Origin of the sequence: Isoptericola sp. b408 (assembly GCF_030588085.1) — a bacterium.
GTDB classification, from domain to species: domain Bacteria; phylum Actinomycetota; class Actinomycetes; order Actinomycetales; family Cellulomonadaceae; genus Isoptericola; species Isoptericola sediminis.
The window spans coordinates 1-21,705 of record NZ_JAUQYQ010000002.1 but is presented as its reverse complement, the minus strand read 5'-3'; the positions used below and the strand labels follow the sequence as shown (position 1 = coordinate 21,705).

21 protein-coding genes are annotated in these 21,705 nt (G+C 72.6%); 2 read left to right on the top strand and 19 right to left on the bottom strand.

All coding sequences use genetic code 11. The features are described 5' to 3' along the window. Positions 1-96 precede the first annotated feature (96 nt). The 4 genes from Q6347_RS05660 to Q6347_RS05645 form a co-directional block, all read right to left on the bottom strand. On the bottom strand, positions 97-1,227 hold the full coding sequence (locus Q6347_RS05660) for a branched-chain amino acid aminotransferase (protein WP_171247275.1): 1,131 nt from the start codon (positions 1,225-1,227) through the stop codon (positions 97-99). 137 nt (positions 1,228-1,364) lie between these two features. Further along, on the bottom strand, positions 1,365-2,408 hold the full coding sequence (locus Q6347_RS05655; RefSeq protein WP_171247276.1) for a 3-isopropylmalate dehydrogenase: 1,044 nt from the start codon (positions 2,406-2,408) through the stop codon (positions 1,365-1,367). Between the two features lie 67 nt (positions 2,409-2,475). Then, on the bottom strand, positions 2,476-2,874 hold the full coding sequence (locus tag Q6347_RS05650) for a VOC family protein (RefSeq protein ID WP_171247277.1): 399 nt from the start codon (positions 2,872-2,874) through the stop codon (positions 2,476-2,478). A 12-nt stretch (positions 2,875-2,886) separates the two neighbouring features. Further along, complete coding sequence (locus tag Q6347_RS05645; RefSeq protein ID WP_304606894.1) at positions 2,887-3,471, bottom strand: ASCH domain-containing protein; 585 nt, start codon at positions 3,469-3,471, stop codon at positions 2,887-2,889. Positions 3,472-3,658: 187 nt separating this feature from the next. Here Q6347_RS05645 and Q6347_RS05640 point away from each other — a divergent pair, with 187 nt between their 5' ends. Continuing rightward, complete coding sequence (locus Q6347_RS05640) at positions 3,659-4,090, top strand: NUDIX hydrolase (RefSeq protein ID WP_304604428.1); 432 nt, start codon at positions 3,659-3,661, stop codon at positions 4,088-4,090. 185 nt (positions 4,091-4,275) lie between these two features. On the opposite strand, the gene ilvC is transcribed toward Q6347_RS05640, so the two are convergent. From ilvC to ilvD (Q6347_RS05585), 11 genes are all read right to left on the bottom strand, one after another. Continuing rightward, positions 4,276-5,304 (bottom strand): ketol-acid reductoisomerase, encoded by a 1,029-nt coding sequence (gene ilvC, locus Q6347_RS05635; RefSeq protein ID WP_304604429.1) that lies wholly within the window; start codon positions 5,302-5,304, stop codon positions 4,276-4,278. A 77-nt stretch (positions 5,305-5,381) separates the two neighbouring features. Beyond that, complete coding sequence (gene ilvN / locus Q6347_RS05630; RefSeq protein ID WP_171248347.1) at positions 5,382-5,903, bottom strand: acetolactate synthase small subunit; 522 nt, start codon at positions 5,901-5,903, stop codon at positions 5,382-5,384. A 4-nt stretch (positions 5,904-5,907) separates the two neighbouring features. Beyond that, the gene (locus Q6347_RS05625; RefSeq protein WP_304604431.1) at positions 5,908-7,731 is read right to left on the bottom strand and encodes an acetolactate synthase large subunit; all 1,824 of its coding nucleotides are present in this window, start codon (positions 7,729-7,731) and stop codon (positions 5,908-5,910) included. Between the two features lie 262 nt (positions 7,732-7,993). Further along, positions 7,994-8,770 carry a hypothetical protein gene (locus Q6347_RS05620; RefSeq protein ID WP_304606893.1) on the bottom strand — a complete coding sequence of 259 codons (777 nt, stop codon included), beginning with the start codon at positions 8,768-8,770 and terminating at the stop codon, positions 7,994-7,996. After that, positions 8,728-9,078 carry a hypothetical protein gene (locus tag Q6347_RS05615; protein ID WP_304606892.1) on the bottom strand — a complete coding sequence of 117 codons (351 nt, stop codon included), beginning with the start codon at positions 9,076-9,078 and terminating at the stop codon, positions 8,728-8,730. Before Q6347_RS05615 ends, Q6347_RS05620 begins: the two co-directional genes overlap by 43 nt. Continuing rightward, positions 9,078-10,019: an ABC transporter ATP-binding protein gene (locus tag Q6347_RS05610; protein ID WP_304607146.1), complete on the bottom strand. Its 942-nt coding sequence runs from the start codon at positions 10,017-10,019 to the stop codon at positions 9,078-9,080. Before Q6347_RS05610 ends, Q6347_RS05615 begins: the two co-directional genes overlap by 1 nt. A gap of 115 nt (positions 10,020-10,134) precedes the next feature. Further along, entirely contained in the window at positions 10,135-10,455 is a 321-nt protein-coding gene (locus tag Q6347_RS05605; RefSeq protein WP_304606891.1) for a 4a-hydroxytetrahydrobiopterin dehydratase, read from the bottom strand. Then, positions 10,448-11,773 (bottom strand): VOC family protein, encoded by a 1,326-nt coding sequence (locus Q6347_RS05600; RefSeq protein WP_304606890.1) that lies wholly within the window; start codon positions 11,771-11,773, stop codon positions 10,448-10,450. The genes Q6347_RS05605 and Q6347_RS05600 overlap by 8 nt, the downstream gene beginning before the upstream one ends. 66 nt (positions 11,774-11,839) lie before the next feature. Continuing rightward, entirely contained in the window at positions 11,840-13,555 is a 1,716-nt protein-coding gene (gene ilvD / locus Q6347_RS05595) for a dihydroxy-acid dehydratase (RefSeq protein ID WP_304604436.1), read from the bottom strand. Then, positions 13,552-14,103 (bottom strand): GNAT family N-acetyltransferase, encoded by a 552-nt coding sequence (locus Q6347_RS05590; protein WP_304606889.1) that lies wholly within the window; start codon positions 14,101-14,103, stop codon positions 13,552-13,554. Before Q6347_RS05590 ends, ilvD (Q6347_RS05595) begins: the two co-directional genes overlap by 4 nt. Before the next feature lie 2 nt (positions 14,104-14,105). After that, complete coding sequence (gene ilvD, locus Q6347_RS05585; protein WP_304606888.1) at positions 14,106-15,968, bottom strand: dihydroxy-acid dehydratase; 1,863 nt, start codon at positions 15,966-15,968, stop codon at positions 14,106-14,108. A 158-nt stretch (positions 15,969-16,126) separates the two neighbouring features. Here ilvD (Q6347_RS05585) and Q6347_RS05580 point away from each other — a divergent pair, with 158 nt between their 5' ends. Beyond that, a complete protein-coding gene (locus Q6347_RS05580; RefSeq protein WP_304606887.1) occupies positions 16,127-17,500 on the top strand; it encodes a deoxyribodipyrimidine photo-lyase in 1,374 nt (457 codons plus the stop codon). A gap of 42 nt (positions 17,501-17,542) precedes the next feature. Here Q6347_RS05580 and Q6347_RS05575 read toward each other — a convergent pair whose 3' ends face one another. From Q6347_RS05575 to gatC, 4 genes are read right to left on the bottom strand one after another with little or no spacing between them, the layout of a single operon-like run. Next, on the bottom strand, positions 17,543-18,097 hold the full coding sequence (locus Q6347_RS05575) for a GNAT family N-acetyltransferase (RefSeq protein ID WP_369810825.1): 555 nt from the start codon (positions 18,095-18,097) through the stop codon (positions 17,543-17,545). Between the two features lie 23 nt (positions 18,098-18,120). After that, positions 18,121-19,623: an Asp-tRNA(Asn)/Glu-tRNA(Gln) amidotransferase subunit GatB gene (gene gatB / locus Q6347_RS05570; RefSeq protein ID WP_171248358.1), complete on the bottom strand. Its 1,503-nt coding sequence runs from the start codon at positions 19,621-19,623 to the stop codon at positions 18,121-18,123. A 16-nt stretch (positions 19,624-19,639) separates the two neighbouring features. Beyond that, positions 19,640-21,145 (bottom strand): Asp-tRNA(Asn)/Glu-tRNA(Gln) amidotransferase subunit GatA, encoded by a 1,506-nt coding sequence (gatA, locus tag Q6347_RS05565; protein ID WP_171248359.1) that lies wholly within the window; start codon positions 21,143-21,145, stop codon positions 19,640-19,642. Between the two features lies 1 nt (position 21,146). Then, positions 21,147-21,443: an Asp-tRNA(Asn)/Glu-tRNA(Gln) amidotransferase subunit GatC gene (gene gatC / locus Q6347_RS05560; protein ID WP_304604442.1), complete on the bottom strand. Its 297-nt coding sequence runs from the start codon at positions 21,441-21,443 to the stop codon at positions 21,147-21,149. Between the last annotated feature and the right edge of the window lie 262 nt (positions 21,444-21,705).

Below are 21,705 nucleotides of genomic sequence, written 5' to 3'. Positions count from 1 at the left end.
CGGCCTGGGGGGGGCCGGGGGGGCCCGCCGCGGGGAGGATCCGCCGCCGGGGGGCCGGGGGCGGCGGCCCGCCCCGGCCCCCTCGTCGTGGAGCGGTCAGGCCAGCCGGCGCATCCAGCCGTGCCGGTCCCGCGCCCGCCCGTACTGGATGTCCGTGAGCTCGCTGCGGATCGCCATGGTCAGCTCGCCCGGCTCACCGTCGGCGACGGTGTGGTCGAAGTTGCTGCTGGCCAGACGACCCACCGGCGTCACCACCGCCGCGGTGCCGCAGGCGAACATCTCCCGCACGCTGCCGCCGGCGAGGCCCGCCTCGATCTCGGCGAGGGAGATCCTCCGCTCGACGACCTCGTGGCCGCGGTCCGCCACCAGCTGCAGGATGGACTTGCGGGTGATCCCCTCGAGGATCGAACCGGTCAGCTCCGGGGTGTGGACGGTCCCGTCGTCCATCACCACGAAGATGTTCATGCCGCCGAGCTCCTCGAGGTAGGAGTTCGTGCTGGCGTCCAGGAAGCACACCTGGTCGCAGCCGTTCTGCTGCGCCTCGGTCTGCGGCAGCAGGCTGGCGGCGTAGTTGCCGCCGCACTTGGCGTTGCCCGTACCGCCCGGCCCGGCCCGGTGGTAGTCCTGGGAGACCCAGATCGAGACGGGCTTGACGCCGCCGGCGAAGTACGGGCCGACGGGCGAGGCGATGCACAGGTACTCGACCTCGGCGGCGGGCCGGACGCCGAGGAACGGCTCGGAGGCGAACATGAAGGGGCGCAGGTAGAGGCTCGAGTCCTCCCCGCCGGGGACCCAGGCGCGATCGGTCCGCACCAGCGCGGCGATCGAGCCGATGAAGTCGTCCACCGTCAGGGCGGGCAGCGCGAGCCGGTGCGCCGAGCGCGCGAACCGGTCGGCGTTCGCCTCGGGCCGGAAGGTCCACACCGACCCGTCGGCGTGCTTGTACGCCTTCATGCCCTCGAAGATCTCCTGCGCGTAGTGCAGGACGGCGGTGGCGGGGTCGAGCTGCAGCGGACCGTACTTCTCCACGCGCCGGTCGAGCCAGCCGTCCTCCTGCCGCCAGGACACCCGGGCCATGTGGTCGGTGAACACCGTGCCGAAACGGGGTGCCGCGAGCGCTTCTTCGCGCTCGGCGTCAGGGGTGGGCTCGTCGGTGCCGCGGACGTCGAACAGGGCGACGAGGTCCTCGAGCTCCTCGGGGAGCACGTTGTGCGAGGTCGTGGTCATATCAGAGGCCTTTCACCAGGTAACCCCTGTAGGGTCCCACGACTCTCGGCATCGTGGGACCCCGTGCGGCGCCGCCCCTGCGCCGACCCCCTCGCGCGCCCGGAGCCGTGCGGATCCCGGGCGGCTGATCCGGCGGGTCAGCCCGCGACGCGCGCGGCGAGCTCGCGCCCGACCTCCGCCGTGGACCGTACCCGGTCGCCCCGCTCGGCGAGGTCGGCCGCCACGGCGGCCTCGACCCGGCGGGCCTGCTCGGTCAGCCCGAGGTGGTCGAGCAGGAGGGACACGGACAGCACCGTCGCCGTCGGGTCGGCCTTGCCCTGGCCCGCGATGTCGGGGGCGGACCCGTGCACCGGCTCGAACATCGAGGGCGTGGTGCGGTCGGGGTTGATGTTGCCGGACGCGGCCAGCCCGATGCCGCCGGTGATCGCCGCGGCCTGGTCGGTGAGGATGTCGCCGAAGAGGTTGTCGGTGACGATGACGTCGAACCGCGAGGGGTTCGTGGTCAGGAAGATCGTCGCGGCGTCGACGTGCAGGTAGTCGGTGGTGACGTCCGGGAACTCGGCGTTGACGGCCTCGACGGTGCGCCGCCACAGGTGACCGGCGTGCACCAGCACGTTGTGCTTGTGCACCAGCGTCAGGTGCTTCCGGGGGCGCGCCTGGGCACGGGCGAAGGCGTCGCGGACGACCCGCTCGACACCGAACGCGGTGTTGACCGACACCTCGGTGGCGATCTCGTGGGGCGTCCCGGTGCGGACGGACCCGCCGTTGCCGACGTACGGACCCTCGGTGCCCTCGCGGACGACGACGAAGTCGACGTCGCCCGGGTCGGCCAGCGGGCTGGTGACGCCCGGGAAGAGCTTGCCGGGCCGCAGGTTGACGTAGTGGTCGAGGGCGAACCGGAGCTTGAGCAGCAGACCGCGCTCCAGCACGCCGGACGGCACCGAGGGGTCGCCGATCGCGCCCAGCAGGATGGCGTCGTGGTCCGTGATGCGCGCGAGGTCCTCGTCGGTGAGGGTCTCGCCGGTGCGGTGCCAGCGACGGGCGCCGAGGTCGAGCTCGGTCGTCGAGACCTTGACGTCGGCGCCGGTCAGCGCCGCGTCGAGCACGGTGAGACCCTGCTCGACGACCTCGGGACCGATACCGTCCCCTGCCACCACGGCCAGATCGATGTTGCGCGTCATGCGCCGATACTACGCGGGGGCACGCCATCATGCGGACGCGCGTCTCAACATGCGGACAGGACGCGAGCTACATCTCCCGCGAGGACAGCACGCAGAACTCGTTGCCGTCGGGGTCCGCCAGCACCGTCCACGACGCGTCCGCCGGCTGCCCGACGTCGATCCGCGTCGCCCCGAGCGACACCAGCCGGTCGATCTCGGCGTCGCGGTCGTCGCTGGTGTGCGGCGCGAAGTCCCAGTGCAGGCGGTTCTTCGACGACTTCTCGTGCTCCACACGCACGAACACCATCCCCGGGGGCGTCTGGTGGAAGGTCAGGCTCCTGCCCAGCTCCCGGGCCCAGGGCGGGACGAGGACGCACTCCTCGTCGGACTCGTAGGCGAACTCCCATCCCAGGGCCTCCGCCCACCAGCCCGCCAGGGCACGCGGGTCGGTGGACTCCACGACGGTCGAGTACCAGCGCAGCGGCATGTCGCGATCACCTCACTCGGAGTAGAGGACCTTGAACCGCTCGCACAGGACCTCCAGCGACGGGTCGAACTCGTGGGCGGTGCCCGCCAGCGTGCGGCGCCAGTAGCGCTCGTGCTCGGTGCGCCAGGACTCCAGCGTCCGGTCGTCCTCGCCCTCACGCCAGGCGTGCTCTGCGGTGACCTCGCTGAACGGCACGCGGTCGACCTGGGTGGTCCGGATCAGCGCCCGGGGCTCGCCCGCCCCGTCGAGCAGGATCGACAGGTCCCCCTTGCGGGGCTCGGGTTCCCCGGCGTCCTCGTACTCGACGACGAGCGACGCCGTCGCCGTCTTCGTCCCGACGAGCACCAGACGGAGCAGCTCGTCGGCCAGCCGCGGCGAGTCGCCGAACGCCCAGGCCGGCGGCGGGACGACGTTCTCCGACCGCTCCCCCACGGCTCCGCCGTGGCTGGTCCGGCCGGCACTGGGCCGGGCGGTGTCCCAGAAGGCCGTGATCCGTTCGGCCTGGGCCACGTCGTCCAGCTGCGGACCCTGGTCGGCCGTGGCGGCCGCCTCGGGCGGGGGTGCGTCGTGGCCGGTGAAGGCGCCGTCGTCCGTCATGCGGGACATCCTGCCACCGCCGCCGGTCCACCGCGCCCCCACCCCGCCTTCTGCGAGTCAGGACGGATCTCGGCGGGTCAGGACGGAACTCGACGGGTCAGGACGGTTCCCGTCCGGTCAGGACGGAACGCGGTGAATCAGGCCTCCGCCGCCCCCGAGCGGGGCCGCGATCTGCCAGGATCTCGGCATGTTCCTTCGGGTGGCGGCCTACGCCGTGATCATCGACGACGGTCAGGTGCTCCTGCCGCACTGGTCCGCGACGGGACGGTCGGGGTGGACGTTGCCCGGCGGCGGCATCGACCCGGGCGAGCACCCGGAGGATGCGGCCGTGCGCGAGGTGCGCGAGGAGACCGGGTACGACGTCGAGCTCGACGGCCTGCTCGGCGTGGACAGCCACGTGGTGGAACCCCAGGACCTCATCGGCTTCGAGGACGACCCGGACGTCGACCCGCTGCACGGCATCCGCGTCGTGTACCGGGCCCGCGTGGTCGGGGGGTCGCTCACCGTCGAGCAGGACGGTTCCACCGACGACGTGGCGTGGCACCCGCTCGACGCCGTGGCGCACCTTCCGCGGGTCGACCTCGTCGACATCGGACTGGGTTGGGCCGGAGCCCTCTGACTCGCTGAGTTCCGCCCTGACTCGGCAGCAGCCGTCCTGACTCGGCAGGAGTACTCCTGCCTCGCGGGCAACCGCCCTGACTCGGCACGGGGTGGTGGCCCGGGGTCGGGTCGGACGTGCGAGCGGCCGCCGCCCCGGGGTGGGGGCGACGGCCGCTCACGTCGATCGCTGACGCAGGGTGGTTGTCAGCGAGCGGCGGTGCCCTCCGTGTAGTCGGAGTCGGCCGGCTTGATCCACGAGAACATCTTGCGCAGCTCGCGGCCGGTGGCCTCGATCGGGTGGTTCTCCGCCTTGGCCCGCAGCTCCGTGAACTCCGGGGCGCCGGCGTCCTGGTCGGCGATGAAGCGCTCGGCGAAGGCACCCGACTGGATGTCGGCGAGCACGGCCTTCATGTTCTGCTTGACCTCGGGCGAGATCACGCGCGGCCCGGAGACGTAGTCGCCGTACTCCGCGGTGTCGGACACGGACCAGCGCTGCTTGGCGATGCCGCCCTCGACCATCAGGTCGACGATGAGCTTCAGCTCGTGCAGCACCTCGAAGTAGGCGACCTCGGGCTGGTAGCCGGCCTCGGTGAGCACCTCGAAGCCGTACTGGACGAGCTGGGAGGCGCCGCCGCACAGCACGGCCTGCTCGCCGAACAGGTCGGTCTCGGTCTCCTCGGTGAACGTGGTCTTGATGCCCCCGGCGCGCAGGCCGCCGATGCCGGCGGCGTAGGACAGCGCGGTGTCCCAGGCCGTACCCGAGGCGTCCTGCTCGACGGCCACGATGACCGGCACGCCACGGCCGTCGACGTACTCGCGGCGCACGAGGTGGCCGGGGCCCTTGGGGGCGACCATGAAGACGTCGTGGCCGGCCTCGGGCTTGATGTAGCCGAAGCGGATGTTGAAGCCGTGGCCGAAGACCAGGGCGGCGCCGTCCCGCAGGTTCGGGGCGATCTCGTCGCGGTACAGGTCCCGCTGGACCTGGTCCGGGGCCAGGATGACGACGACGTCGGCCTCGGCGACGGCCTCGGCCACGGGCAGGACCTTCAGGCCCTGCTCCTCGGCCTTGGCGGCCGACGACGAGCCGTCGCGCAGGCCGACGCGGACGTCGACACCCGAGTCGCGCAGGTTCAGCGCGTGGGCGTGGCCCTGGCTGCCGTAGCCGATGACGGCGACCTTCTTGCTCTGGATGATGGACAGGTCGGCGGCATCCTCGTAGAACATCTCAGCCACGGTGGTGCTCCTCTTTCTTCAGGGTGTGACGCGTCAGGGGGATTCTGGCAGGCACGGGGTGGCGGGGCGCAGGCGTCTCAGGCGCTGCGGACCCGCTCCAGCGCCCGGTCGGTGATGGATCGCGACCCGCGCCCGACGGCGAGGGTCCCGGACTTGACGATCTCGCGGATGCCGTACGGCTCGAGGGCGGTCAGGAGGGCCTCGAGCTTGGCCCCGGTCCCGGTGGCCTCGACGACGACCGTGTCGGGCACGACGTCGACGACCTTGGCCCGGAAGAGCTCGACGACCTCGAGCACCCCCGACCGGGTGGTCGGGTCCGCCTTGACCTTGACGAGCAGGAGCTCGCGCTGGACGGACGCCTCCGGGTCGAGCTCGACGATCTTGATGACGTGGACCAGCTTGTTGAGCTGCTTGGTGACCTGCTCCAGCGGGTGGTCCTCGACGTCGACCACGACGGTGATCCGCGAGATCTCCTCGTGCTCGGTCGGGCCCACCGCCAGGGACTGGATGTTGAACGCGCGACGGGCGAAGAGCCCGGCGACGCGGGTCAGGACACCCGGCTTGTCCTCGACCAGCACGGACAACGTGTGACGGCTCATCGGCTCAGTCCTCTCGTTCCCAGGCCGGCGAGATGCCCCGCGCGTACTGGATGTCGTCGTTGCTGACCCCGGCCGCGACCATCGGCCACACCATCGCGTCCCGCGAGACGGTGAAGTCGACCACCACGGGCCGGTCGTCGATCTCCTGGGCCTTCTTGATCGCGGCGTCGACCTCGTTCTCGTGCTCCACGCGGATGCCGACGCAGCCGTAGGCCTCGGCGAGCTTGACGAAGTCGGGGATGCGGGCGGTGCCGTGGCCGGTGTGCAGGTCCGTGTTGGAGTACCGCTCGTTGTAGAAGAGGGTCTGCCACTGGCGGACCATCCCGAGCGAGCTGTTGTTGATCAGCGCGACCTTGATCGGGATGTCGTTGATCGCGCAGGTGGCCAGCTCCTGGTTGGTCATCTGGAAGCAGCCGTCGCCGTCGATCGCCCACACGTCGCGGTCGGGTTCGCCGACCTTGGCCCCCATCGCCGCCGGGATCGAGTACCCCATGGTCCCGAGCCCGCCGGAGTTGATCCAGGTGTTGGGGCGCTCGTAGCGGATGAACTGGGCGGCCCACATCTGGTGCTGGCCGACGCCCGCCACGTAGATCCCGTCGGGGCCCACGAGCTCGCCGAGCCGGGAGATCACCGACTGGGGAGCCAGGTGACCGTCGTCGGTGGAGCTGTAACCGAGCGGGTAGGTCTCACGCCAGGTGTCGATCTGGTGCCACCACGCCTCGATGTCGGGTCTGCCGACCTTGTCGTGCTCGGCCTCGAGGGCGGGCACCAGATCGGCGACGACCTCGCGCAGGTCGCCGACGATCGGCACGTCGACGGCGCGGTTCTTGCCGATCTCGGCCGGGTCGATGTCCGCGTGGACGATCGCCGCGTGCGGGGCGAAGCTGGACAGCTTGCCGGTGACCCGGTCGTCGAAGCGGGCGCCGAGGGCGACGATGAGGTCGGCCTTCTGCAGCGCGGCCACGGCGGGCACCGTGCCGTGCATGCCCGGCATGCCCAGGTGCTGCGGGTGGGAGTCGGGGACCGCACCCCGGGCCATCAGCGTGGTCACCACCGCCGCGCCCGAGACGTCCACCAGGCGGCGCAGCTCGGCCGCGGCCCCGGAACGCACGGCCCCGCCGCCGACGTACAGCACCGGGCGACGCGCCGTGGCCAGCAGCTTGGCGGCCTCCCGGATCTGCTTGGCGTGCGGCTTGGTCACCGGGTGGTAGCCCGGCAGCGTCAGCTGCTGCGGCCAGGAGAACGTCGTCCGGGCCTGCATCGCGGACTTGGCGATGTCGACCAGCACGGGACCCGGACGACCGGTCGAGGCGATGTGGAAGGCCTCGGCGATGGTCCGCGGGATGTCGTCGGCGTCCTTGACCAGGTAGGAGTGCTTGGTGATCGGCATCGTGATGCCGACGATGTCCGCCTCCTGGAAGGCGTCCGTCCCGATGGCGGGGCCGGCGACCTGACCGGTGATCGCGACCATCGGCACGGAGTCCATGTTGGCGTCGGCCAGCGGCGTGACGAGGTTGGTCGCCCCGGGGCCCGAGGTCGCCATCGTCACCCCGACCCGCCCGGTGGCGTGGGCGTACCCGGACGCCGCGTGCCCGCCGCCCTGCTCGTGGCGCACCAGGATGTGCCGCAGCTTCTGGGAGTCCATCAGCGGGTCGTAGGTCGGCAGGATCGCACCGCCGGGGATGCCGAAGACGGTGTCGACGCCGATCTCCTCGAGCGACCGGACGATCGACTGCGCGCCCGTGACCTGCTCCTCGACCCGGTGCTCGACCGGGCGCGGAGCGGTGCGCGCTGCCACGTGGGCGGGTGTCGGGTTCGGCTGGCCCATCGGTCTCTCCTGCCGCTGGAACGGAATCTGGGGTGTGTGGGGTGTCTCTGTGCAATGAAAAACCCCTCGGTCCCGACCACAAGGGGGACGAACGAGGGGTGAGCGCGCTGACGAAGTCCGGAACGTGGCCTCAGCCGGCGCGCCCAGGAAGTACTACAAGGATGATCGTCTGCACGTGACGCACGTTACGCCGTCGGGCCGCGGATGTCACGCGCTGGTCGGAACGTCCCAGATGATGGGACGCCGCCGGGACCGGGGTCGGTCAGTCGAGGTCACGCCGGCGGAACACGGCACCGGCGACGAGCGTCAGCACGGCCACGACCGCCAGCCAGTACAGACCCCCGTGCACACCGTCGACCACGCCCGTCAGCCACGGGACCGAAGCCTCCCCGGACGGGTCGGCCGCCCTCGCGGGGTACTGGTAGGTCGCGCCGCCCCGGAGCCAGGCGTCCAGGTTCAGCACCGGCAGCCAGCGCTGCGCGGCCCCCAGCGTGAACGCGAAACCGGCGCTCGCCCACAGCAGGAGCGCCGCCCCACCGATGGCCGAGGCCGCGTGGCGCAGCAGCACCCCCAGGGCGACGCCCGCGGCGGCGCACAGCGCCCCGGCCAGGAGCAGCCGCCCCGAGAACGCAGCGATCTCGGCCCAGTCGGCCCCCGACACCGTCCCCAGGGTCCCGGCGGCGGCGTGCAGCGCGTAGAGGCCACCGACGGTGGCCAGCCAGCCCCCGAGGACCAGCGGCGCCGTCCCCAGCGCGGCGGCGGCCGCCTTCGACCCGTAGACCCGCGAGCGGCGGGGCTCGAAGGTCAGCCACAGCCCCAGCGCCCCCGTGCGCTGCTCCGCCGTGACGAAGATGACGCCGACGACGAAAGCCAGCATGAGGAAGGCCGGCGCGGCACTCCGCGCGGCGGCGGAGAGGCTCGACCAGCCCGACCACAGGGACTCCTGCACGGCGGCGACCTCTGCCGAGACGGCCGCGGCGGCGGTCTCCGTCCCGGTCAGCCCGCCGGTCGCCGAGGAGCCGGAGGTCTCGTGCGACACGAAGGTCGAGCTCGACGGCAGGAACTGCTCGAGCCGGGGTCCAGCCGGTCGCACCCGTAGTCGGCACCCGGCTCGGCCGCCTGGGCCTCCCGGCAGCTGGCCGTCTCCTGCGCGCCGTTCTCCTGCCACCACTCGACCTGGTCGGCGTAGAACTGCTCTGCCTGGGCGATCTCCTGCGCCGACGGCGGCTGCGCCGCGCCGACCTGGGTCACGACGGCGAGCCCCGCGACCACGAGCGCCAGCAGCAGCCCACCCCACGTCACGCGGCGCATCCACAGTCGCCGCAGCTCGACCCGGACCAGTCGCATCAGACGCTCTCCCCCGCCGTCTCGGCCTGCGTCAGCCCGAGGAAGACCGACTCCAGGTCGACCTGCCGCGGGGCGAGCTCACGGGCCCACACCCCCTGCTCGCCGAGCATCCGGTTCACGGCGGCCGCCTCGGCACCCTCGACGACGAGCGCCGCACCGTCGCGCTCGACCGACAGCCCGCGGGCGCCGAGCACGCTCGCGGCGACCGCGACCTCGTCGGGCGCGAGCCCGACCCGCACCGCGGCCCCGGCCTGCCCGGACACGAGGTCGGCGACCCGGCCCTCGGCGATCAGCCGTCCGCGGGCCACGATGGAGACCGTGTCGGCCACCTGCTGGACCTCGGCGAGGATGTGGCTGGAGACCAGCACCGTCCTGCCGCGGTCGGCCAGGTCCCGCATGGTCCGCCGGATCTCGTGGATGCCCGCCGGGTCGAGCCCGTTGGTCGGCTCGTCGAAGATGAGCAGGTCGGGGTCCTTGAGCAGCGTCGCGCCGATGGCCAGCCGCTGCTTCATGCCCAGCGAGTAGGTCCGGTAGGGATCCCCGGCGCGGCCGCTGAGACCGAACTCCTCGAGCACCGCGTCGACCCGGCCGCGCGGCGTGCCGATGGCGTCGGCCAGCAGCTGCAGGTTCGACCGCCCGGTGAAGGCCGGGAAGAAACGGGGGCTCTCGACGATCGCACCGACCCTTCCCACGACGTCGGGCAGGTGCCGCGGCACCTCGTGACCGAAGATCGTGGCCGTGCCCCGGTCGGGACGGGCCAGACCCAGCAGCATGCGGATCGTCGTGGTCTTCCCGGACCCGTTCGGGCCGAGGAACCCGTGAACGCCTCCGAGGGGGACCCGCAGGTCCAGGTTCTCGACACCGACCCGAGGCCCCCGCAGGGTGCGGAACGACTTGCGCAAACCGCACGTCTCGACCGCCAGCTCGCCGTCGATCACCACATGCCTCCCGGTGGCCCCGCGGGCCACGCCGACCGCTCCCACCTGGACGGACGCCGGGTGTGCTGCGGAGCATAGCGGCCCGGCGGGCACCCGGGACAGGTCCCTCGCGGTTCCTTCAGCCGGACGACGGTCGGTCGGCGGGGATGTCGAGCTCGCGCGCCGCCTCCGAGATCCGGGCCGCGAGCGCGGCGTCCCGATCGCTGAGCCCGCCGATGTCGTGGGACATCGTGCGCACGACGACGGTGGCGTACCGCAGGTCGACGTCCGGGTGGTGGTTCGCGGCCTCGGCCAGCTCCCCGATCTCCTCGACCAGCCGCACCCCGGTGGTGAAGGCACCGGTGCGGAACGTCGCGGTCGCCGGCCCGTCCTCGGGCGCCTGCCAGTCCTCGGTCCCGGCGGCGTCGTGGAACTGCGCGGGGGTGATGCGGTCACTCATGGTCCTGGTCCCTTCCGATCGAGACGGCGATGTCGATCTCGTTGCCCTCCGGGTCCGCGACGGTACGCCACAGCGGCGCCTCGGCGTCGTACACGACCCGCCCCCCGGCGGCCACCGCGGCGGCGACCCGCTCGTCGGCCACGTCCGCCGGGACGAACAGGTCGACGTGGATCCTGTTGCGCTGCTCGCGGGGTGCGTCCATCTGCTGGATGAAGACGGACGGGCCACGCAGCAGCGGGTCGTACAGGTCGGCGTCCTCCCGGGTGGCGTACCCGAGGGCCGCGGCCCAGAACCGGCGCACGGCGTCGACGTCGAGGGCGTCGAAGGTGAGCTGGAGGTCCCGCAGGGCACCCGGGTCCGGCTCCACACCGGCCTCACGGGCGGCGGCCTGGATCCGGCGCGCCAGGTCGAGCGCGGCGTCGTCGATCCAGCCGTCCTCGGGGGCGCCGACGCGGAAGGTGACGTGGCCGAGGCGCAGGTCCGTGGAGAGCCGCACCCCGGCGTCGTCGGCGAGGCGTTGGGCGGTCGCCGCGAGGTCGACCCCGGCGTCGAACCCGCCGGTCACGTAGCGCGCGCACGCCCCCTGCAGGACGCGCCAGTCGTCCACCCCGTCCGCGGCGCGGAACGCGTCCGGGGAGACCAGGCCCTCGGGGAGATCCTCCTCGAAGCCCTCCCACGCCTCGACGTCGGCCTCGTTGCCCTCGGGGTCCGCGAGGGTCCACCAGTGCGGGACGAACTCCTCGGTCGTGAGCCGGCCGCCCGCCGCGAGCGCCGCCTGCACGCGCGCGGGTCGGTCGTCGTGCGGGACGAAGACGTCCAGGTGCAGCCGGTTGCGCAGCGGCCGGGGCTCGTCCATCTGCTGGAACCACACGCCGGGCCACCGGGCGTCCGGGTCGAGCAGGTCCTCGTCACCGGCCCGGCGGTGGCCGAGCACGACCTCCCAGAACGGCATGACGCGCTCGCGGTCGGTGGCGTCGATGGTCAGCTCGACGTCCCGCAGCGCGGCCGGGTCGGGGGTCAGGCCCACCCGCTCGGCCGCGGCCGAGATGTCCTGCGCGAGGGCGACGTCGCGGCGGCTCAGTCCGCCGACGTCGTGCGAGACGCACCGCACGACGACGGCGTCGGGGCGCAGGTCGACGTCGGGGTGGTGGTTCGCGGCGTCGGCGAGCACCTTGATGTCCTCGAGCAGCACGGCCCCCGCCCCCGGTGCGGTAGCGCGGAACAGTGCGCAGGCGCCGTGCGACAGCACGCGCCAGTGCCCGGTGGCGTCGGCCTTCTCGAAGGCGTCCGGGGTGATCTCGTCGGACTCGGTGGCCATGGTCCCTCCCGCGGTGGCCGGTGCGATCCACCTACCGTGCCGTGGTCGGGGGCAGCTCGCGCGTCCTCAGCCGAGCACGGCACCCTTCGACGCGGACTGCACGAGCTTCGTGTACTTGGCGAGCACCCCGCGGGTGTAGCCGTGCGGCACGGGCCGCCAGTCGTCGGTGTGCCGGGCGGCCAGCTCGTCGGCGTCGACGAGCAGGTCGAGCGTCTTGGCCGCGACGTCCAGGCGGATACGGTCGCCGTCGCGCACGAACGCGATCGGCCCGGCGTCGACGGCCTCCGGGGCGATGTGCCCGACGCACAGGCCCGTGGTGCCGCCGGAGAACCGGCCGTCGGTGACGAGCAGGACGTCCTTGCCGAGCCCCGCGCCCTTGATCGCGCCGGTGATGGCGAGCATCTCGCGCATGCCCGGGCCGCCCTTCGGGCCCTCGTAGCGGATGACGACGACGTCCCCGGCCGTGATGGTGCCGTCCTCCAGCGCGTCGAGGGCGTGCCGCTCCCGCTCGAAGACCCGCGCCGTGCCCTCGAAGACGTCGGAGTCGAACCCGGCGCTCTTGACCACGGCGCCGTCCGGGGCGAGCGACCCGTGCAGGATCGTGATGCCGCCGGTCGGGTGGATCGGGGCGTCCAGGGCACGCAGGATCTTGCCGTCCGGGTCGGGCGGGGCGATGTCAGCCAGGTTCTCGGCCACGGTGCGCCCGGTCACGGTGAGGCAGTCGCCGTGGAGCAGACCGGCGTCCAGGAGCGCCTTCATGATCACGGGGACCCCGCCGATGCGGTCCACGTCGTTCATGACGTAGCGGCCGAACGGCTTGAGGTCGCCCAGGTGCGGGACCTGGCTCGCCACGCGGTCGAAGTCCTCCAGGGTGAGCTCGACGTCGGCCTCGTGGGCGATGGCGAGCAGGTGCAGCACGGCGTTGGTCGACCCGCCGAACGCCATGACCACGGCGATGGCGTTCTCGAACGCCTGCTTGGTCAGGATGTCGCGCGCGGTGATGCCGCGGCGCAGCATCTCCACGACCGCCTCGCCGGAGGCGTGGGCGAACGTGTCCCGCCGCCGGTCGGCCGACGGCGGGGCCGCGGACCCCGGCAGGGACATGCCCAGCGCCTCGGCGGCCGAGGCCATGGTGTTCGCCGTGTACATCCCGCCGCAGGCGCCCTCGCCCGGGCAGATGGCCCGCTCGATGCGGTCGACGTCCTCGCGGGACATCAGCCCCCGCGAGCACGCCCCGACCGCCTCGAAGGCGTCGATGATCGTCACGTCCTTCTCGGTGCCGTCCGAGAGCTTGACCCAGCCGGGCATGATCGAGCCCGCGTAGAGGAACACGCTGGCCAGGTCCAGCCGGGCGGCCGCCATGAGCATGCCGGGCAGGGACTTGTCGCAGCCGGCCAGCAGCACCGAGCCGTCCAGGCGCTCGGCCTGCATGACCGTCTCGACGGAGTCGGCGATGACGTCCCGGGAGACCAGCGAGAAGTGCATCCCCTCGTGGCCCATCGAGATGCCGTCCGAGACGGAGATCGTGCCGAACTCGAGCGGGTACCCGCCGCCCGCGTGCACGCCGTTCTTCACCGCACCGGCGAGCCGGTCCAGCGACAGGTTGCAGGGCGTGATCTCGTTCCACGAGCTCGCGACGCCGATCTGCGGTTTGGCGAAGTCGTCGTCCCCCAGGCCGACGGCGCGCAGCATCCCGCGCGCGGCGGTGGCCTCCAGACCGTCGGTGACCTGACGGGAACGGGGCTTCAGGTCGGGGGTGGTTCCGGCGTCGGTGCTCGTCATGCCCTCAGGCTAGGGCCGACGGCGGCACGGGGCCCAGCGGTCTCCCGGCGCGGGACCGGACGGACCCAGATGCGCGCCCGGGTCCGCACGCTCCCGGAGACGAACCGCGCCGACTCGCCGGTCGGCGCGTACCCCAGGGCACGCCAGAACGGTTCCGCCGCCGCACGGTTGGTGTCGACGACGCCGAGCCGCAGCCGGACGACCTCCGGCCACGTCCCCGCACGCTCCTCGACCGCCGCGTGGAGCGCCCTGCCCAGCCCCTGCCGGTGCCGGCTCGCGGCGATCGCGAGCAGGCCCACGTGCGCCTGGTCGGCGGTGGGCCAGCCGCGGATCACGTCGGCCAGCCCCACGAGCACACCCGTGGTGTCGAGGATCCCGAGGACGTGCTTGGCGTCCGGCGTCGTGCCCGGCGGACGCGACGTGAGCGCGTCGACCGCGTCCTGACGGCTCGGCGGACGCCCGGAGACGCGCCGCGCGTACCCACCGTCGTCGGCGAGCAGCCGCTGGACGGCGTCGACGTCGGCCGCGGAGAGGTCGACGACCCGCACGCTCAGCGCCGCGCGACGAGGTCGACGTCGCGCACCGCGCCCTTGTCCGCGCTCGTCGCCATGGCGGCGTAGGCCCGCAGGGCCGGCGAGACGTACCGGTCGCGGTCCTTCGGCTGCCACGGGGTCGCCGAGGACTCCATCGCGGCGCGGCGCTCGGCGAGCACCTCGTCGGAGACGTTCAGGCGCACGGAGCGGGACTCGACGTCGATCTCGATCTCGTCGCCGTCCTCGACCAGGCCGATGACGCCGCCCGCAGCCGCCTCCGGGGAGACGTGCCCGATGGAGATGCCGGACGACCCGCCGGAGAACCGGCCGTCGGTGATGAGCGCGCAGACCTTGCCCAGCCCGCGGCCCTTGAGGAACGAGGTGGGGTAGAGCATCTCCTGCATGCCGGGTCCGCCGGCGGGACCCTCGTAGCGCACCACCACGACGTGCCCGGGCTCGACCTGCTTGGTGAGGATCTTGTCGACCGCCTCGTCCTGCGACTCGCACACGAGCGCCCGACCGGTGAAGTGGAAGACATCCGGGTCGACACCGGCGGTCTTGAACACGGCGCCGTCCTCGGCGAGGTTGCCGCGCAGCACGGCCAGACCGCCGTCGGCGGTGTAGGCGTGCTGGACGCCGCGGATGCAGCCCTCGGCGGCGTCGGTGTCGAGGGACTCCCAACGGTTCTCGGTCGAGAAGGCCTGGGTGGTGCGCACCCCGCCCGGAGCGGCGTGGAACAGCTCGGTGGCCTGCTCGGTGGCCTTCCCGCCGCGCACGTCCCAGTCGTCCAGCCACTCCTGCAGCGTCGGGGTGTGCACGCTGGTGACGTCCTTCTCCAGCAGCCCGCCACGGTGCAGCTCGCCGAGCAGTGCCGGGATGCCACCGGCCCGGTGGACGTCCTCCATGTGGAAGTTCGGGTGGTTGGGGGCGACCTTGCTCAGGCACGGCACCCGCCGCGAGATCTCCTCGATGTCGCGCAGCGTGAAGTCGACCTCGGCCTCCTGCGCGGCGGCCAGCACGTGCAGCACGGTGTTGGTCGACCCGCCCATGGCGACGTCGAGCGCCATCGCGTTGGCGAACGCCTCCTTGGTGGCGATCCCCCGTGGCGCCGCGGTGTCGTCGGAGTCGTCGTAGTAGCGCTTCGCCAGCTCGACGACGGTGCGCCCGGCCTCGAGGAACAGCTCCTTGCGCGCGGCGTGCGTGGCCAGCGTCGAGCCGTTGCCCGGCAGCGACAGCCCGAGCGCCTCGGTGAGGCAGTTCATCGAGTTCGCGGTGAACATGCCCGAGCAGGAGCCGCAGGTCGGGCAGGCGTTCTCCTCGACCTTCGCCAGCGCCTCGTCGGAGACGTTCTCGTCCGCCGCGTAGTTGATCGCGTTGACGAGGTTGAGGTTCGTCCGCGCGACGCCGTCGGCGACGACCGCCTTGCCTGCCTCCATCGGCCCGCCGGAGACGAAGACGACGGGGATGTTCAGCCGCAGCGCCGCGTTGAGCATGCCCGGGGTGATCTTGTCGCAGTTGGAGATGCACACCAGCGCGTCCGCGCAGTGCGCGTTGACCATGTACTCCACCGAGTCGGCGATGAGGTCGCGGCTGGGCAGCGAGTAGAGCATGCCGCCGTGGCCCATCGCGATGCCGTCGTCCACGGCGATGGTGTTGAACTCCTTGGCGACTCCTCCGGCGTCGCGGATCGCGCCCGCGACGAGATCGCCCATGTCCTTGAGGTGCACGTGCCCCGGGACGAACTGGGTGTAGGAGTTCGCGATCGCGACGATCGGCTTGCCGAAGTCCTCCGAGCGCATGCCGGTGGCGCGCCACAGGGCGCGGGCGCCGGACATGTTGCGGCCGTGGGTGGACGTGCGCGAACGCAGGGGGCGGCTCATCTGCATGCTCCTTCGGACCGGCTCACGGACGCACCGTGAGCGACGTGCCTGGGCAGCGTACGCCGTCGTGCCGGATGCTGGGACGCCCGTCCCGCGTGCTGGTCACCGGGCCCACGGCTCCCCCGGCGCCGACGGGACGGGCACCGTACGGTGGCCGCATGCCCACGACCGTGATGTGGTTCCGGCGCGACCTGCGCCTGGCCGACAACCCGGCCCTGCTGGCCGCGCTGGAGACCGCGCGGGCCGACGACTCCGCCGTCGTCGGCCTCTACGTCCTGGACGACGTCCTGTGGCGCCGGGCCGGCGTCAACCGGCTCGCCTATCTGCGCGAGTCGCTGCGCGCCCTGGACGAGGCCTGCGGCGGACGGCTCGTGGTGCGACGCGGCGACCCCGTCGACGTCGTGCCACGGGTGGTGCGCGAGGCCGGTGCCGCCGAGGTGCACGCCGCGGCCGGCTACGAGCCGTACGGCCGACGACGCGACGACGAGGTGGCCGCCGCGTTGGACGGTCCGGGCGTCCCGCTGGTGCGCACCGGGTCCCCGTACGCCGTGGCCCCCGGTCGACTCTTCACGCAGAGCGGCGGCGCGTACCAGGTGTTCACCCCGTTCCGTCGGGCCTGGCTGGAGCACGGCTGGCGGGAGCCGGTGCACCGGCCCCGGCAGATCCCGTGGGCCGACCTGCCCGGCGAGGACCTCCCGCACTCCCCCGAGCCGACGGCGCGACTGCCCCGCGCGGGCGAGGAGGCGGCCCGACGGCGGTGGCGGGACTTCCTGGACGACGGGCTGGCGGACTACCCCACCGCGCGGGACCGACCCGACCTGGCCGGCACCTCGGCGATGTCGGTGCACCTGCGCTGGGGCGAGATCCACCCGCGCACGATGCTCGCCGACCTCGCCGCGGCCCAGTCCGACGGCGCCCCCTCCGAGGCCGTGGCGACGTTCCGCTCCGAGCTGTCCTGGCGGGAGTTCCACGCCGACGTGCTGTACCACCGGCCGGACGCCCGCACCCGCTCGCTGCGCGCCGTCGTGCCCGACGACGCCTGGACACGGGGCGAGCAGGAGACCGAGTGGCTGACGGCCTGGACGGAGGGACGGACCGGCTACCCGTTCGTCGACGCCGGGATGCGGCAGCTGCTCGCCACCGGCTGGATGCACAACCGGGTACGGATGGTCGTGGCGTCGTTCCTCGTCAAGGACCTGCACGTGCGGTGGCAGCGCGGGGCCGAGCACTTCATGGCGCACCTGGTGGACGGCGACGTGTCCCAGAACCAGCTCAACTGGCAGTGGGTCGCGGGCACCGGGCACGACGCCGCGCCCTACTTCCGCATCTTCAACCCCGTCACCCAGGGCGAGAAGTTCGACCCCGACGGCGAGTACGTGCGCCGCTGGGTGCCCGAGCTGCGCGAGGTGGCCGGCCGGCGGGTGCACCAGCCCTGGAAGCTGGACACCCCGCCGGCCGACTACCCGGCGCCTCTGGTCGACCACGCGCACGAGCGCAAGGTCAGCCTCGACGACTTCCAGCGGGGCAGGTGAGACCCCGCCGGAGGCGGCCGGTCGTCTGGCGTGGCGCCGCGCTCAGGACCCGCGGACCATCGCGCGGTACTCGTCCTCGAGGATGCTCATGACGATCGCGTCGGACCAGTCGTCCCCGTCGCGGTAGGCGTCACGCAGCCGCCCCTCCTCGACGAAGCCGAGCGAGGCGTAGAGCGCCTTGGCCCGCGGGTTGATGCTGAGCACGTCCAGCCCGACGCGGTGCAGGCGCAGCCCGTCCGGACCGTCGTCGAAGGCGAACCGCAGCACCTGCTCGATCGCCTCCCGACCGTAGCCGCGGCCCCGGTAGTCCGGGAGCATCTGCAGGCGCAGGTTGGCGCTGCGGCTGACCGGGTCGATGTCGTTGAGGACGATCTCCCCGATCAGGTCGTCGCTGACGAGCTCGCCGTCGCGCATCGCGGCCGGCGTGATGGCCCAGTCGAACCGGCCGTCGCGGTCGGCGACCGTGGCCGCCCAGTCGTCGATCTGCTGCCGGGTGAAGCTCGCCGTCGTCCCCGTCAGGCGCATGCCCTCCGGATCGTGCAGCGACTCCCAGAGCCGCTCGGCGTCGGGGGCCTGGATCGGACGCAGCCGGACCATCTCGCCGGGCAGCACGGGGGGTGTCACGACCCGATCCTCTCCAGCACCAGCTCACGCACGCGCTTGGCGTCCGCCTGGCCCTTCGTCGACTTCATCACCGCGCCGATGATCGCGCCGACCGGACCCTGGTTGCCACCGCGGACCTTCTCGACGACGTCCGGCTGGGCGGCCAGCGCCTCGTCGATCGCGGACAGCAGCGCACCGTCGTCGGAGACGATCTCCAGACCGCGCGCGGCGACGACCTGCTCCGGGTCGCCCTCGCCGGCGAGGACCCCGTCGAGGACCTGGCGGGCGATCTTGTCGTTGATCCGGCCGGAGTCGATCAACCCCTGCAGCTCGCCGATCTGCGCCGGCGTGATGGACAGCTCGGCCAGCTCGACCTCGTCCTGCTTGGCACGGCGGGCGAGCTCACCCATCCACCACTTGCGCGCCGCGGCGGGGCTGGAGCCCGCCGCGATCGTGGCCTCGATGAGGTCGAGCGCTCCGGCGTTGACGACGTCGCGCATCTCGGCGTCGGCGTAACCCCACTCGTCCTGCAGCCGGCGGCGCCGCGCCTGCGGCAGCTCGGGCAGACCCGCGCGGATCTCCTCGACCCACTCGCGCGACGGCTCGACCGGGACGAGGTCCGGCTCGGGGAAGTACCGGTAGTCCTCGGCGTCGGACTTCACGCGCCCGGAGGTGGTGATGCCGGTGTCCTCGTGCCAGTGCCGGGTCTCCTGGATCACGGTGTCGCCCGCGTCCAGGATCGCCGCCTGACGCGACACCTCGTAGCGCACGGCCCGCTCGACCGAGCGGAACGAGTTCACGTTCTTCGTCTCGGTCCGGGTGCCGAGCGGGGCGTCCGGCGTCGCCCGCAGGGAGAGGTTGACGTCGGCACGCACGTTGCCGCGCTCCATCCGCGCCTCGGACACGTCGAGGACCCGGAAGATGTCCCGCAGCGCCTGCACGTAGGCGCGTGCCACCTCGGGGGCCCGGTCACCGACGCCGGTGATCGGCTTGGTGACGATCTCGACCAGGGGGATCCCCGCTCGGTTGTAGTCCACCAGGGAGTAGTCGGCGCCGTGGATGCGTCCCGCGGCACCGCCGACGTGCGTGTTCTTCCCGGCGTCCTCCTCCATGTGGGCGCGCTCGATCTCGACCCGGTGGATGGTGCCGTCCTCCAGCTCGACGTCGAGCCAGCCGTCGAACGCGATCGGCTCGTCGTACTGGGAGGTCTGGAAGTTCTTCGGGACGTCCGGGTAGAAGTAGTTCTTCCGGGCGAACCGGCAGGACTCGGCGATCTGGCAGTTCAGCGCCAGGCCGATCCGGATCGCGTACTCGACGGCGGTGCCGTTGACCACGGGCAGCGCACCGGGCAGGCCGAGGCTGACCGGAGTCGTCTGGGTGTTCGGGGCGCCCCCGAAGGACACCTCGGCCGGGCAGAACATCTTGGTGCGGGTGCCGAGCTCGACGTGCACCTCGATGCCGAGCACCGGGTCGAACCGTCGGACCGCGTCGGCGTAGTCGACCAGCTGGGTCACAGTCATCTCCTTCGTGGGTCCGTCAGCCGAGCTCGGGCGCGCGGTCGAGCAGCGGGCCGCCCCAGGACTTCTCCAGGGCGGACTCCAGGGCGGCGCCGACACGGTACAGGCGGTCGTCGGCCTTGGCCGGTGCCAGCACCTGGAACCCGACCGGCAGCCCGTCGTCCGACAGGCCGTTCGGCACCGAGATGCCGGGGATGCCGGCCAGGTTCGCCGGGATGGTCGCGACGTCGTTGAGGTACATCGCCAGCGGGTCGTCCAGCTTCTCGCCGAGCTTGAACGCCGTCGTGGGCGCCGTCGGGGACACCAGGACGTCGACCTGGGCGAACGCCTCGTCGAAGTCGCGCTGGATGAGCGTGCGCACCTTCTGCGCGCTGCCGTAGTAGGCGTCGTAGTAGCCCGCGCTGAGGGCGTAGGTGCCCAGGATGACGCGTCGCTTGACCTCGTCGCCGAACCCGGCGCCGCGGGTGGCCGCCATGACGCGCTCGGCGGTGACCGGGCCCTCCTCGGGCTCGACCCGCAGGCCGAAGCGCATGCCGTCGAACTTGGCCAGGTTGCTGGAGGCCTCGGCGGGCAGGATCAGGTAGTAGGCGGCGAGCGCGTACTCGAAGTGCGGGCAGGAGACCTCGACGACCTCGGCACCCGCCTGGCGCAGCAGGTCCAGGGACTCCTCGAAGCGCGTCTGGACGCCGGCCTGGTAGCCCTCGCCCTGCAGCTGGCTGACCACGCCGACCTTCACGCCGGACAGGTCGCCGAGCGCGCCCTGCTTCGCGGCCTCGACGAGCGGCGGCAGCGGCTCCGGGATGGAGGTCGAGTCGCGCGGGTCGTGCCCGCCGATGAGCTCGTGCAGCAGCGCCGAGTCCAGCACGGTCCGGGTCACGGGGCCGGCCTGGTCGAGGCTGGAGGCGAGCGCGATGAGGCCGTAGCGGGAGACGCCGCCGTAGGTCGGCTTCACGCCCACGGTGCCGGTCACGGCGCCCGGCTGGCGGATGGACCCGCCGGTGTCGGTGCCGATGGCCAGGGGGGCGGTGAACGCCGCCACCGCGGCGGCCGAACCACCGCCCGAACCACCGGGGATCCGCTCGAGGTCCCAGGGGTTGTGGGTGTTGCCGTAGGCGGAGTGCTCCGTGGAGGAGCCCATGGCGAACTCGTCCATGTTGGTCTTGCCCAGGATGGGCAGCCCGGCCTCACGGATCTTCTCCACCAGGGTGGCGTCGTACGGCGGCACCCAGCCCTCGAGGATCTTGGAGCCGGCGGTCGACGGCATGCCCTGGGTGACGACGACGTCCTTGACGGCGATCGGCACACCCGCCAGCGGGTGCAGCTCCTCGCCGGCCGCCCGGCGGGCGTCGACGTCGCGGGCCGTCGCCAGCGCCTCGTCGGCGTTGACGTGCAGGTAGGCGTGCACCGAGCCGTCGACGGCGGCGATGCGGTCGAGGTAGGCCTGCGTCGCCTCGACGCTGGTGACCTCGCGGTGGCGCAGCTTCTCGGCCAGATCGGCGGCCGAGAGTCGGGTCAGGTCCGTCATCTCACTCCTCCCCGAGGATCTGCGGCACCGCGAACCGGCCGTCTTCGGCCTCCGGCGCGGCGGCGAGCACGTCGTCGACCGGCAGGGCCGGCTGCGGCTCGTCGGCACGGAACACGTTGGACATGGGCAGCGGATGGCTCGTCGCGGGGACCTCGGGGGTCGCGACCTGGCTCACCTTGGCGATGGACTCGACGATCACGTCGAGCTCGCCGGCGAGGCGGTCCAGCTCGTCTGGGCGCAGCTCGATCCGCGCCAGCGCGGCGACACGCGCGACCTCGTCACGGGAGATGGTGGACATGGCCGCCAGTCTAGTGGGCCGACGTGACGCCCCGATGACGTGGGGACCACCGGACGTGTGAACCATGTCCCTGGTCCGCGGTCCGGCCGGCGGCTCGGTGGTCGACGCTCGGGGGATGGCGGTCCAGCGCGGTGGGGAAATGCAGCAGGCCCCCCACCTGTGGGGTGGGGGGCCTGCTGTGAAGGGTGTCCGGCGGCGTCCTACTCTCCCACCCCGTCTCCAGGGCAGTACCATCGGCGCTGAAGGGCTGAGCTTCCGGGTT